10 protein-coding genes are annotated in these 12742 nt (G+C 60.2%); 2 read left to right on the top strand and 8 right to left on the bottom strand.

All coding sequences use genetic code 11. The annotated features are described in order from the left end of the window. Positions 1–6: 6 nt before the first annotated feature. Genes MJ606_RS15050 through MJ606_RS15030 form a run of 5 tightly spaced genes read right to left on the bottom strand, consistent with a single transcriptional unit; the run spans position 7 to position 5197 of the window. The gene (locus MJ606_RS15050; protein WP_243050351.1) at positions 7–1062 is read right to left on the bottom strand and encodes a 2Fe-2S iron-sulfur cluster-binding protein; all 1056 of its coding nucleotides are present in this window, start codon (positions 1060–1062) and stop codon (positions 7–9) included. A 28-nt stretch (positions 1063–1090) separates the two neighbouring features. Next, positions 1091–1585, bottom strand: coding sequence for a styrene-oxide isomerase StyC (gene styC / locus MJ606_RS15045; protein WP_243050350.1), 495 nt, complete (start codon positions 1583–1585; stop codon positions 1091–1093). 20 nt (positions 1586–1605) lie between these two features. Next, on the bottom strand, positions 1606–2736 hold the full coding sequence (locus MJ606_RS15040; RefSeq protein ID WP_243050349.1) for an alkane 1-monooxygenase: 1131 nt from the start codon (positions 2734–2736) through the stop codon (positions 1606–1608). Positions 2737–2782: 46 nt separating this feature from the next. Continuing rightward, positions 2783–4267 carry an aldehyde dehydrogenase family protein gene (locus MJ606_RS15035; RefSeq protein ID WP_243050348.1) on the bottom strand — a complete coding sequence of 495 codons (1485 nt, stop codon included), beginning with the start codon at positions 4265–4267 and terminating at the stop codon, positions 2783–2785. 54 nt (positions 4268–4321) lie between these two features. After that, positions 4322–5197: a 3-oxoacyl-ACP reductase family protein gene (locus MJ606_RS15030; protein WP_243050347.1), complete on the bottom strand. Its 876-nt coding sequence runs from the start codon at positions 5195–5197 to the stop codon at positions 4322–4324. A 186-nt stretch (positions 5198–5383) separates the two neighbouring features. Here MJ606_RS15030 and MJ606_RS15025 point away from each other — a divergent pair, with 186 nt between their 5' ends. Together MJ606_RS15025 and MJ606_RS15020 are read left to right on the top strand one after the other, a co-directional pair. After that, entirely contained in the window at positions 5384–6745 is a 1362-nt protein-coding gene (locus tag MJ606_RS15025) for an FAD-dependent oxidoreductase (RefSeq protein WP_243050346.1), read from the top strand. Positions 6746–6793: 48 nt separating this feature from the next. Continuing rightward, entirely contained in the window at positions 6794–8095 is a 1302-nt protein-coding gene (locus MJ606_RS15020; protein ID WP_279236894.1) for an FAD-dependent oxidoreductase, read from the top strand. Here MJ606_RS15020 and MJ606_RS15015 read toward each other — a convergent pair. From MJ606_RS15015 to MJ606_RS15005, 3 genes are all read right to left on the bottom strand, one after another. Beyond that, positions 8079–8339, bottom strand: a complete 261-nt coding sequence (locus MJ606_RS15015; protein ID WP_243050345.1) for a hypothetical protein — start codon at positions 8337–8339, stop codon at positions 8079–8081. The genes MJ606_RS15020 and MJ606_RS15015 overlap by 17 nt on opposite strands. A 137-nt stretch (positions 8340–8476) precedes the next feature. Next, positions 8477–9562, bottom strand: a complete 1086-nt coding sequence (locus MJ606_RS15010) for a ricin-type beta-trefoil lectin domain protein (protein WP_243050344.1) — start codon at positions 9560–9562, stop codon at positions 8477–8479. 93 nt (positions 9563–9655) lie between these two features. After that, positions 9656–12724, bottom strand: a complete 3069-nt coding sequence (locus MJ606_RS15005) for a TonB-dependent receptor (RefSeq protein ID WP_243050343.1) — start codon at positions 12722–12724, stop codon at positions 9656–9658. Positions 12725–12742: the final 18 nt, after the last annotated feature.

Here is a 12742-nt window from a genome sequence, read left to right as displayed (position 1 = left end):
TCGGCCTTATTGGTTTAGATCCCTGCTGTCCGTGAACTTGTCGTAATGCACGTGGTTGATCGGAATGCCGAACTGCGTGAGCCTGGAAATGGCCGAGTCGATCATGGGCGGAGGGCCGCACAGATAGCCTTCCGCTCCCAGGCAGAACCGGGCATCGATGTGATCCGTGACGAATCCACGCGCCCCGGACCAATCGCTATCGGCCGGCTCATGGGAAAGCACCGGCACGAACTCGAAGTGGTCTTGCCAATGCGCGGCGATGTTCTTGATGGCGTCTAGCTGGTAAAGGTCAGCCTGTGTTCTGGCACCGAACAGCAGCGTGCAGCGACGCTTGATCTTGGTGACCCGCGCGTGCTCAAGGATGCTGACCAGTGGTGCCAAACCGCTTCCACCGGCGATACACACCATCGGCGCATCACCACCGCGAAGGTGGAAGGTGCCGAGCGGCGCCTCCATGCCAAGCGGCTTGCCGTTCAATTCGCCTCGGAACAAGGCTTCCGTGAATTCGCCACCGGGGACTTTGCGGATGTAGAAATCCAGCACATCCCTGCCCTTGCGTTGTGGCGCATTGGCGAAGGAGTACGAACGGGCACGGGACGCCCCCGGCACGAGCAGATTGGCGTACTGACCCGCCACGTAATTGACTGGCCCATCGGTCTTGACCGTCACGCGCAGGATGTCGTGCGTGAGGATTTCGGTGCTCGTGATGGTCGCCGCGAACTTCCCGGGCGGTGGCAGGCTTTCCGAGGGTGAATCGAGTTCAACTACGGTCAGCTCGTCGCGTGGAAAAGCCTGGCACGCAAGGATGTAGCCGGCATCCAGTTCTTCCTTCGATAACGTATAGCCGAATGGCGTGGCCTCACGTACCCGCCCCTGCTTCAAGCGTGATTTGCAAGAAGCGCAATTTCCCACCGTGCAGTCATGGGGATAGACAATGCCCGCAGCCAGCGCAGCTTCGAGCAGCGTTTTCCCGGGTTCGATCGGAATGGTTACGTTCTGGGGAAGGACCTGAAGCTGCTTCGGCGAAGCCTTGCCGAAGACGGACTTGAAGAAGTTTGACATCGCTCACCAAAAGGAAAGATGTTGACGATCAGGCATCACGCCGGAAGGCACGAATGGCTACCGCAGCGACCACGATGATCGAGATGATCGCGAACAGCAGTGCCGGAATAAGACCCATGACCGATGCCGTGTTGGAGACGCCCAATCGGTTGTCACCGAAGGTCAATGCGCGATTGGGAGCAAACAAGGCCGCCCAATAGAAGATCGTGTTGGCCCAGCCGGTCGCAACGATCAACCAGCCAATCCGGCGCCCGCCACCTGCGCTGAATCCAAGCAGCGGCAAGATCAGCGCGATCAGCACGATCAGGAACGCGTTGAGCATCTGCCCTAAGTGGATCCGTACCCACGCATCCGGGTTACCCGGCAAATGCAGGGGCAGCAGTGAACCGGGCAAGACTTCGACGCCGCCGATCAGACTCACCAGCAACCCGATGCCGGCGAACATACCGATCAGCAGGATCAACATGGCATGTCCGATCATTCTGCGTTGAAAGGCCTTCAGTAATGACTCTTCCTGGCTCATGGCTATCGTCGCCCTCACGATCAGCCGTGCACGGCGACAGCCGTGCTGCCACGACGCGCCTGGCTCGGCGGCTCATCAAACCAGTCATCCCAGCCCGCCCTGCGGTTCTGCTCACGCGCCAGCGTTCGTTCGCCGGAGGAGGCAAACTCGTTATCCCAGCGCTTCAAGGCCGGCTTGATGATGGCGCTGTACCAAAGCGGAGGAATGAACCCGGACAAGAAGCAGACGATGATGCTTGGCATGATGATCGCTCCCATGTCCGGCACCAGCTTGTAATACGGGATGTACGAGTTGAGGTGATGGTCGGCGTGATTGGTGATCTCGAAGGCATACAACCGGGAGAGTGTGCCGTAGTGGTTCCACACATGGCGTTTCTCGATCGGCGTACCCTCGACACGTATCTGACCGAAGTGCTGGTAGTAGTTGAAAGCCTCGACCCAGAATCGGGCAATCACCATCGAGATCGAACACAACTCCACCGCATGCCAACCACCAATCGCATGGATGATGCCCAAGAACACCACCACAGCGAGTAACGCGCGCCACACCGAGTGACGAATGCCATAGCGGCTGTAGCCGCGCTTGGCCAACGTGTCGGCATCCAGCTTGAGTTCCAGGCGTGTCGATTCCACCATCGAACGGCCCACGAACTTGTAGAGGTTGGTACCGCGCGGCGCGGTATCACAATCGTCCGCCGTACCCACGTCGCGGTGATGACCCACGACATGGACTTCCATACGCATGGTGTCCAGGAACGCAATCTGGCCATAACGGCCCGCGAATCGGGCCAAGCGGCCACGAGAGTGGTAAAGCTCATGCGTAGCCGGTACGCCAGGCACCACCGACAACCAAGCCAAGCCCGCCACGCCAGCTGCCAGTTGCCAACTGGTCAGATCGTTGTGCTTCACCGCCCACGCGAAGGTGAAGTACATGACCGGCAGCAACAGCGTCGAGATCCACACGGGCAAGTAGGCCCAGAAGTGGCTCTGCATCCGCCGCGGCTTCAGGTCCAAGGGCAGCATGGCATCCAGAACAGCGATCGCTGGAAAGGCACCGATCGCAATCCACGTGTAACTTCCGCCCAAGTAAAAGCCCGCAATGGCCAACACCTGGACGAGTGGCGCGAAGTAATATTTGACGTATTCCCACATGACTGGTCTCCTCGGGATGCACCCGCAAGTTCAGTGAAAAATAGGTTCAGTCGTCCAGCAGCGCACAGACCGTCTTGGTTTCCGTGTACGCGTGCAGGCCTTCCTCGGAGATTTCCCGCCCCCACCCCGACTGCTTGAAGCCACCGAAGGGCGCAGCCGGATCGATGACGCCGTGGCAGTTGATCCAGACGGAACCGGCCTGCAGACGATGCGCCACGCGGTGGGCCTTCTTGATGTCGCGAGTCCAGATGTTGGCCGCCAGGCCATAGGTCGTATCGTTGGCGATACGAATCGCTTCTTCCTCATCCTTGAAGCGGATGATGCTCACCACCGGGCCGAAGATTTCTTCGCGAACGATCTTCATGGATTGATCGGCGTCGGCGAACACCGTCGGCTGCAGGAAGTACCCCTTATCGCCCACCTTCTGACCGCCATAGACCAGCTTTGCGCCCTGCTCCTGGCCAGACTGGATGTAGCCCAGCACACGCTCTTGCTGCTTACGTGACACCAGCGGCCCCAACAAGGTGTCCGGCTCCTGGCCATTACCCACCTTGAACTGGGAGGCCACGGCGGCTACGGCTTCCACGACCTTGTCGTAGACGCTTTCCTGCACCAGCAATCGGCTGGCAGCGAAACAGATCTGTCCCGAGTTGAAGAAAACGGCGAGTGCCGCACCGAGACCCACCTGGTCGAGATCCGCGTCGCCAAACACGATGCTTGGTGACTTGCCGCCAAGCTCGAGCGTCACGCGCTTCATGTTGCCCAGTGCGTACTCGACGATCTTTTTGCCGACAACCGTGGAACCGGTGAAAGTGATCTTGTCGACATCCGGATGGCGTGCCAGCGCCTCGCCCGCCTCATGGCCATAGCCGTTGACGATGTTTAGCGCGCCTTCCGGCAGTCCTGCCTCAAGGCAAATCTCTGCCAAACGGAGCGTGCTAAGGGGCGTCAACTCTGTGGGCTTCATCACCACGGTGCAACCGGCGGCCAGCGCCGAGGCGATCTTCCAGGAGCCCAATGCCAATGGGTAATTCCATGGTGTGATGGCACCGACGACCCCGATCGGTTCACGACGAGTGTAAGCGTGGTATTCCTTGCCGTCGAAGGAAATCGGCGGCGTGATGCCGCCGAGCTTGGAACACCATCCGCCCATATAGCGGAAGACATCGATGGTGGAGGGCAAGTCGATCACCTTGGCGAAAGAGACCGCCTTGCCCGTGTCCAAGGACTCCAGGTAAGCCAGCTCGTCGGCATGTTCCTCAACCTTGCGCGCAATATTCTCCAGCAGGCGACCACGGTCGATCGGGCGGATCTTGCGCCAAGCCGGCGACTCGAATGTGGCGCGCGCTACCTTCACGGCTTCATTGATGTCCTCCGCCTGGCCTTGTGGCACATAGGCGAGGATGCTTTCGTTGGCAGGATTCTCAACAGCGATCGTTTGACCGGAATGGGCGTCTTTCCACTTGCCACCAATCAGGTTCTTGCTGCGAAGGTTGGCGGTATCTACTGCGGGTTTCAGGCTTGCGTTCACAGGATTCGCTCCCTGGTTTGATTTCGCGATATGGCGACCAAGCCACCGTCAGGATCAGAGGCTCATGTAGATGCCGCCGTCCACCACGATGTTCTGGCCATTCACATAGGACGCCTCGTCGCTGGCCAACCACAGCGCGGCGCCGGCAATGTCTTCGGGTACCTGCGGGCGATCAATGGCGCGCATCGATGCCGAGACGCCTTCGAATTGTTCGTGCTGGGCCGTGTTGGCCACCGCATTGGCCGAATGGGTGTAGCCAGGCGAAATGGCGTTGACCGTGATCTTGGACTTGGTGACCGCGAATTCGCGGGCCATGGCACGTGTCATGGCGGCAACAGCGCCCTTGCTCGACACGTAGTGCAGCATGAAGGGAGCGCCGATATGCGCGATGACCGAAGCGATATTGATGATCCGTCCACCGCCGCCGGCGCGCATCGCATGGGAGACTGCACTGGTACACAGCCAGGGGCCTTTCACGTTGACCGCATAGAGCTTGTCCCAATCCGCGACGGAGATGTTCTCCAGCGGAACGTAGTTGAGGCCGGTGAAGATACCCGCGTTGTTGACCAGCACATCGATTTTCCCGAAATGCTTGAGCGCGGCCTCTGCCATGGCCTTCGTGCTTTCGGGACTGGAAACATCGGTGACCACCCCAAGCGCGGTGTCATGGCCGAATTTCGCGGCGGCGTCCTCGGCACCTTTGACATCGGCGATCACGACCTTGGCGCCTTCCTTCACATATGCTTGTGCGATCGCGTTGCCGATACCGGTCGCCGCGCCGGTGATGATTGCCACCTTGCCATGCAGTCTCATTGAACCCTCCCGATGAAGTAAACGAAGCCCTGTTGCAGACAATACCGACCGACTGTACGGTTTGTATCTGGCGCGAAACGTGCGCCGACACGAAGGGGATGTCAACGATTTCGTCATGCCACTTGTTGTGCATCGCACAAGGAAAGCAAGGGACATACGAGCATCGCCATCAGAAAAGGAACTCGTCGCGACCTGCTGCACGGCACCAAACGGTGTGGCGGCCCAAGACGAACCAATCGCGGCAAGTGCGATGCACGCGACATTCGCTTTCCCGCCCTACCTCACTTGATTCGGGAGGACGTTATGCAAAGGGATCCATCCAACTTTGATGCACTGGTCATCGGTGCCGGTGCTGGCGGCATGTGTGCTGCGGCAAGGCTTTCTGCCCATGGCTATCGAACGCTGCTGGTGGAATCGCTCGATCGCATCGGCGGCCGTGCTTCAACAAGGAAAGTGGGCGACTTTCTTTGCAACACCGGTGCATTGATCATCGAACGGGACGGCGCGGTAGCGAAGACCTACGAAGATCTTGGTCTTCCGCTTGATCTTTACGTTCCTCCCCGCGCATCGACCGTGCTTCGTGTCGGCAAGAAGGACATCAACGTCTCGGAAGGCTTCTTCGGTTGGTTGCGTAATGTCGCTCCCGGCATCTTGTCGGGCATTACCAAGCTGATCCCGCCGCTACGCCCCAAGAAAGGCCAGTCCGTGTCTTCATGGATTGGCCGCTTCACGCGAAACGAGGCGGTGCACCATCTTCTCGACAACGTGCTCGGCGCCATGTTTGCGGCCAACGCGCAGATCTTCTTTGCCGACGTTTTCCTGCATTACTTTTCCACGGACACATCCTTCAAGAAGTTCGGACTTCCACCAGGTGGAACGATCGAAGTGTGGAAACCCCTGGCCAAGGTGGTGACCGACAAGGGCGGCGAGATCTGGCTCAACTCGACGGTCAAACATCTGACCTTCGCCCCCGATGGCCGTGTCAGCGGGGCCGTTGTTGAAAGCAACGGCGAACTGAAGACCGTGTCATGCAAGGTGGCGATCAGCAATGCAGGCCCTCTTCAGACCGTGCAGCTCGCTGGCGAAGGCCGCTTCCCTGACGGGTACGCACAGGAGGTCCGCAATGCTACCCATCCAGCCGCCATCATCACCGTTCATTTCGCCAGCACCCAACCGCTTGCCAACTTCTCGGGACTGGCCCTGTTCAGCAAAACGCGGCGTATGGTCTATGCGGCCAACTTCAGTGCGCCAGAACTCCAGCGCGCACCATCCGGGTGGTACTTCTACTGCGGTGCATCGGTGCCTCATCCACCTTGTGGCGAATTCAATGTGGAAGCCGAGCAGGCCCTGCTCATTGAAGACCTCCGCGAACAGTTCCCGGGCTTTGAACAGGCCAGGATCATCGCTGTCGACGTAACCGCCCATGATTGGCCTGCCCAGCGCGCCGTGTCCGGATATGACCTGCCCCGAAACACGCCGATCGGCAACCTCTGGAATGTTGGCGATGGCGTCAAGCCGTGGGCCCAGGGCGGCACCGCTTCCTGTGCTGAGGTGGCGCGCCTGGTGGTGAACGACATTCTCGCGCGCTACCCGCTTCATGCCCTGTCAAAACTGAACACCCCACCACCCATCGATGACGTGTCCGCACTGGCCGCGAAAGATTGACCGTTCGTTTTGCCACAACCCACAGCAATTCATCCAGAGGGGAGAATCATGAAAGTTGCCGTCATTGGTGGTGGCCCCGCCGGCTGCACCGCCGCCTACAAGCTCAAGAAATACGGTCACGATGTGATCCTGTTCGAAAGCCAGGATCACGTGGGAGGCCGAACCAGCCAGGTCCAACGCGATGGATTCAATCTTGGCTCGGGTGCGCTGTTCTTGATGGGGGGCATCTATCCCCGCACCAACGCGATCCTGAAGGAACTCGATCACTACAAGGATCTGGTGCCATGGGATGCCAAGACCCACGTCGTGGACTGGGATCGACAGCGCTACACCGTGGACTTCGACCAAGTTCTAAGCTTTCTCAAGCTTCCCGTCTTCAGCATCGCGGACAAGCTCCGCATTTCCTTGGGTGTCGTGGGACAGTTGTTGTCAAAGGGTCCCAAGTCCTGTTTCGATGGCGCCGAGCTCGCCAAATTCGACAAAGGCGAGAACCTCGAACAGTGGTCCCTCCGGGTGCTGGGCGAGAAGGGGCACAACTACATCACCGTGCCCTACATGGGCTTTCTTTATGGAGTCCCGATGGACTGGCTCTCAACCCCGCTTTACCAGGCAATCATCCAGCAGTTCTACAAATTGGCGTTGATGGTGCCGCCCAACGGCATGGGGCAGATCTGCGACTGGTTGATCGAAGGATCATCAGGCCTTGACCTTCGACTCTCCTGTCCGGCCGAATCAGTCCGTCCGAGTGGAAATGGATACGAAGTAAGTGCCGGCGGCCAAGCCCATCATGTCGACGCCGTGATCCTGGCGTCCGAGCCAGGAGTAAGCGCTGCCTTGCTTGAAGAGGTCGCTCAGCCGCAATCGACCAGGAAGCTGCGGGAATGCCTGTACTCCGAATACGCCCATGTACAGGTGGCCTATGCAAGGAACCCGTGGCCCAATTTCCCGGTCAGTGTCGCCTTGCCCGCCAATGACCTTCGCAACTGGGGCGCTTGTGTCCTCCAAAGCCGGCGCCATCCCAACGCGGTACCGCCAGGGGGTGAAGCGGTCGGTGTCTACTTCTACACGCCCCCCCTCGCACACATGTCAGACGATGACATCAAGCGCGAGGCCGTCATGGCTGTCACGGAAGTATTCGGTGCTGCGCCAGACCCCACGTTCGTGCACCTGTTCCGCTACAAGCGCGGCCTGTCCATCGCGGGACCGGGACACTACGGAACACTGAATTCCCTGCACGCCGAAATGCCCAAAGGAATCTATCTTGCAGGCGACTACTTTGCACACGCTGGCGTCGAAGCTGCCGTGTTAAGCGGCGAACTGGCCGCAAACCGGCTTAGCGGCCGCACATGATCCACATCCACGTTGCACTGCACGCCGCCTCGATGAGCGCCGAAACATCGACTGCCCCCAGGTTGTTGCTCTCGACGTAGATCAAATCGACGACAGGGCTGCCACTGAAGGTCGCCGCGTCGGATAATTGTTGCCATGTAGATATCCAAAAATTGTCCAAGTAAATACGCAACACCGCTTGCATCGGGCAAACGGCGTGGCTCTGGACGACGATCGTGATGTAGGCGCTGCATGTTCGAATCATGTCACCCCGATCAAAATTCGGAGTAAAAAGGCCCTGAAACCGCTGCCCCGCGTGCTTTCAGGGCGTCTTCTTTTTCGGGCCAGGAACCGTGAAACATGCCCGCAGGCAAGGAAGCTCCCCACTACCCAAAGCAGCGTTTAACTACCGGTGGCGGCAGAACCCCTGCTCGATGGCAGTTGCCAGTGTTGCGCCGGCATCCCGCTGCAAACTTGCATGGTCAACGGCGCGCCCGCCGGGTGCGCCGCGAGGCAAAACCCGCTCCGACTGTTGCGCAGCTGTCCATCCGCAGCGTCCCATTGCTGGCCGGCATCGCCTGTGCACTTGGACGTGACCACCATTGCTGTCGCACCGGGGGCGACATCCAGGCAGGTGTTGTCCTCCAGCCTCAAGGTGCGGTCCACCGCGTAGACCCACGCCTGCCCAACGCTGCCATGGCAAGCGACCGCCACCACTGGAGCACGGCCATCCGGGCCCTGCCTTGCTTCCATGCAGCGGCCGCCTTCACCGCTCACCGGCCCACGCGATGAATTGCCGATGGCATTGCGCTGCACGCTGCCGTTGGCAGTCCTGACGACTTCCGTATAGCTGGCGCAGCTCTTGCTGGGCTGCATGGCCGAAATGCTGGCGATGGCGCGACCATCGTCGCCGCTTGGCAACGCGAACACCGCGCGGCTATAGGGCTGGTTATTGCACGCCGAGTTCGCGGCGTTCCACTCGAAATACTCCGTCCAATCCACCATGCCTCTGGGCGAAATATCATTCGCGTTCGCGCGGATGCTGCCGAGCTTGAAAGACTGGCGCGTGGCCATGTCGGTAACGGTGACACCCAGCCACTGGTCGCCCTCGAATGCCAGGTGGAAACGGTAGGTGTGCCCGGCCTGCCACTCGTGTGCCATGCGGCAGCTCTTGCCCACTCCTTCACCGCCAAAGTCAAGGCAATAGCTGCCCGAACTGCCCGGCTTCGCCTCGGTGGCATTCCACAGCGAGAAAAGGAACATACGCTTCTCGCCGCCGTTGCTCTGCATGCCGGTGTAGCCACCCTGCCCGCCAACCAGACTGAACTGGTTGCTCCAGAACACGTTGGCTCGATACCCCGGATCGCTCTCCACCGTCATACCGAAGTCCACCGCTTTGAGATCGCCCGCGCTGGGGTCGAAAGCGTAGTGGGTATAGCTCCCCGGTGTGTTCGAGGCGAATGCGATGGATGACATGGCCAACAACAAGGGACCAGTCAGGCGACTCGGCGATCTCATGGTCAATTCCCGATAAATACGCGCCTCGCGCGGTCGCCCGGCAGGCACCGGGCGACCGCTCCATCAGAACTTCTGCTGGTACTGCAGGTAGACATAGCGGCCGATGTCGTACGACGCGCTGTAGTCGAAGTAGCTATCGGTTCCGCCGTTGAAACCACCGCCATAGATGTATGGCCCGACGTGATTGAAGATGTTGTTGACGCCGAACGATATCGTGCCCTTCCACGGCGTGTTCCAGTGCACCTGCATATCGTTGAAGGTGGCTGATGGGTATTGCGTGAGCGGCGTGGGGCCCGAGCCCGGCGCGTAATAGTCCGGCACGGTGCAAGGGAATCCTGGATGCGGGGAATCGGGTGGCGGATACGCGCAGCCGCCCTTGAACGGTGAGAAATAACGCGCGGTCCAGTTCGCGCCGAAATCGTGCCAGGTCCAGCCGATCGTGACGCTGCCGCGCACGCGCCAACTGCTGTACAGGCCTGCCATGTAGTTAACCGCTGCGCCCGGTGCCGGCAGCATGTTGAAGCTGGAGAGATAAGTACCTTGCATGCCTACGGTGAACTTGCCGGCGCGCGTCTCCGGCAATGCGTAGTTGGCTCCGAAATCCCAGCCGCGCTCCTTCTCCCAGCCGGCGTTCGTTTCCAGGTTCATCAGATTGATGATCTGGCCGGCGAGCGGGCCCGACCCACCCATGCGCTGGAACTGCGAGCAGGCCGAAGTGATGCCGAACTGATAGCAATCGGCCAGCACCTGGTCGTTGCTGATGCCGGTGATCAAATGGCGGATGTTGTAGCTCCACCAATCCACGGTGGCATTGAACCCGGGCAGCCAGGCGGGGCTGTAGACCAGGCCGATGTCGCCGTTGTACGAGGTTTCCGGTCGCAAGTTGGGGTTGCCGCCGTTATAGGTATTGGTGACGCCACCCGCCCCCGGCCCGGTGACCGGCACGCCGTTTGCGTCGGTTTGCCGGAAGCTGGCCGGCACGCTTTGCAGGCCGGCAAAGCCGGCGGCACAACGCTGCGCGACAGCGGCGCTGGCGCCGTACTGCGACGATCCATAAACCGCATCGCAGGGATCGGTGAAACCGCCAGCCAGATAGAGCCCCTGGTATAGATCGTTGATGGTCGGGGCACGGAAGCTGGTGCTGTAGTTGGCGCGCAGCATCAGGTCGTCGATCGGCTTCCAGGTCAACTTGAACGAGTTGTTCTGCGTGCCGCCGAAATTGCTGTAGTGGGACCAGCGCCGCGCCACGTCGATGGCAAGGCTCTGCACGCCGGGAAGGTCCTTCAGCAGCGGCGCATAAAGCTCCATGTAGCCTTCGTTGAGATTGAAACGGCCACTGTTGGGAGCGACCGCATACGCACTGGAATAACCTGCGTAGGCCGCCGGGTCGGTGTCGTCGAAACCAGCCTCGGAACGATGCTGCAGGCCCGCCGCAAAGGTAAGGTTGCCGCCGGGAAGCTCGTAGATGTCTCCGCCGAAATCGAACGCGGCCACCTTCTGGTCGTAACCGGTACGCTCCTCGTAGTTGATGCGCGAGTAGTCGATCATCTGCTGGGTGACCTGACCGAGCGGATTGAACGGCACACATCCGCTAATCACCTGGCTGGGCGTACCGCAATGGACCGCGCCATCCGCCCCCATGAACGACGATCCCAGTGCCTGGGTCAGCTTGATCAGGTTGAAATATCCCTCGCGGATATCTACGACGCGGATCTTGCTGTCGTAGTAATAGGCGTCCCAGTGGAACTGGTGCTCGCCGATGCCGAAGTGACCATCGAGACCGAAACTGTAACGGTAGTTCTTCGACGTGTTGTCGTTGCTGTAGAGGTACTCGGGCAGGAACCGGTTGATGCGCAATGACGTCGGCGTCTGGCCGGCCACGTTGAGCGGGTTGTAGTAGCTGTGCGCATCCAGGGTGACCGGATAGTCCGGGTTCGGCGAGAATCCGCTGTAGACCGCGCTGGGACTGCCTACGCCGCCGTTGATGCTTTCGTTGTAGCCCAGGTTCAGATGGGCATCGAGGTTGTCCGTCAGGTGATAGGTGCCATCGAGATAGAGATTCTTGGTCTTGTTCGGACTCCATAGCGTGGCCTGGTGTCCGCTGTTGTGGTTGTACATATAGCCCCCTTCGTCAGCGGGGCTGTTGATCATGCCGGTGACCGGGTCGAACGTCTGTGGCTTTACGCGGTAGTAGTCAGCGATGTTGCGCGAATCGCCGCCGGGCTTCAGCACCAAAGTATGGCTCTTGCCATCCGGAAACAGGTAGCCGGGAGCACCGCTGATCACGCCACCATCGAGCGGCACATAGGAGAGGCCGAAATAGGGGTAATGATTGGTATAGGGATAGGCCGACCACGGGCGGTCGCCGGCCCATACCAGGCCGCTGTTCTGGTACGAGGCGCTGAACACCAGCGATCCCTTGTCGCCACTTTTGCCGGCCGTGAGGCTGTACTGCTGTTGCCGGCCATCCGCGTGCGGCATGTACTGGCCGTCGTAGGTATCGATCTCCACGCCATCGAATTTCTTGAGCGTGACGATATTGATCACGCCGGCAATGGCGTCCGAACCATAGACCGCCGAAGCGCCACTGGTGAGGATGTCGATATGGTCGACGATCGAGGTCGGCACCACGCTGACATCGGTGTAGCCACCATGCGTGGCGCCGATGCGTTCGCCGTTGACGAGCACCAGCGTACGCATCGCACCGAGCCCGCGCAGGTCAATGAAGCTGCCGCCCTGATTGGGCCCCAGCGACCCCGCATCCGCCCGGCTCATATCTGGCGTGGCGGCAACCGAAATGTTCTGCAGCAGCTGGGCCACCGTGGCGAAACCCTGCCGCTGGATATCGTCGCGGGTAATAGTGATGGTCGGCAGTGCCGTCTCCATGTCCACGCCACGAATGTTGGTGCCGGTCACGGTGATCTGCTCGAGCTGCACCGCCTTCTTCTTCGATGCCTGTGTGGCGGCATCTGCTGGCGGCGTGGCGGCCTGGTCGCTTGAGGTGGAACTTTGTTGCGGATCCGCGAGCGTCGCGCTTGCCTTCCCGCTTGCGGTCTCCGGCGTGCCGGCCTGTGCCCAGGCTGCTCCCGCGAAGGCCAATCCCCCCATCATCCATGCCATCCGCAATGCCATCAGTGACTTGCCAATGGA

Source organism: Dyella sp. RRB7 (assembly GCF_022761115.1).
Taxonomy (GTDB): Bacteria; Pseudomonadota; Gammaproteobacteria; order Xanthomonadales; family Rhodanobacteraceae; genus Dyella.
Note: the sequence above shows the minus strand (reverse complement) of the source record. Positions and strands in the feature narration are given on the sequence as shown.

Bases quoted from the DNA above. Each gene is read 5' to 3' on its own strand.
- MJ606_RS15030 (WP_243050347.1), bottom strand. From the start codon at position 5,197: ATGACGAAATCGTTGACATCCCCTTCGTGTCGGCGCACGTTTCGCGCC.
- MJ606_RS15005 (WP_243050343.1), bottom strand. From the start codon at position 12,724: ATGGCATTGCGGATGGCATGGATGATGGGGGGATTGGCCTTCGCGGGA.
- MJ606_RS15050 (WP_243050351.1), bottom strand. From the start codon at position 1,062: ATGTCAAACTTCTTCAAGTCCGTCTTCGGCAAGGCTTCGCCGAAGCAG.
- MJ606_RS15020 (WP_279236894.1), top strand. From the start codon at position 6,794: ATGAAAGTTGCCGTCATTGGTGGTGGCCCCGCCGGCTGCACCGCCGCC.
- MJ606_RS15040 (WP_243050349.1), bottom strand. From the start codon at position 2,736: ATGTGGGAATACGTCAAATATTACTTCGCGCCACTCGTCCAGGTGTTG.
- MJ606_RS15015 (WP_243050345.1), bottom strand. From the start codon at position 8,339: ATGATTCGAACATGCAGCGCCTACATCACGATCGTCGTCCAGAGCCAC.
- MJ606_RS15025 (WP_243050346.1), top strand. From the start codon at position 5,384: ATGCAAAGGGATCCATCCAACTTTGATGCACTGGTCATCGGTGCCGGT.
- styC (WP_243050350.1), bottom strand. From the start codon at position 1,585: ATGAGCCAGGAAGAGTCATTACTGAAGGCCTTTCAACGCAGAATGATC.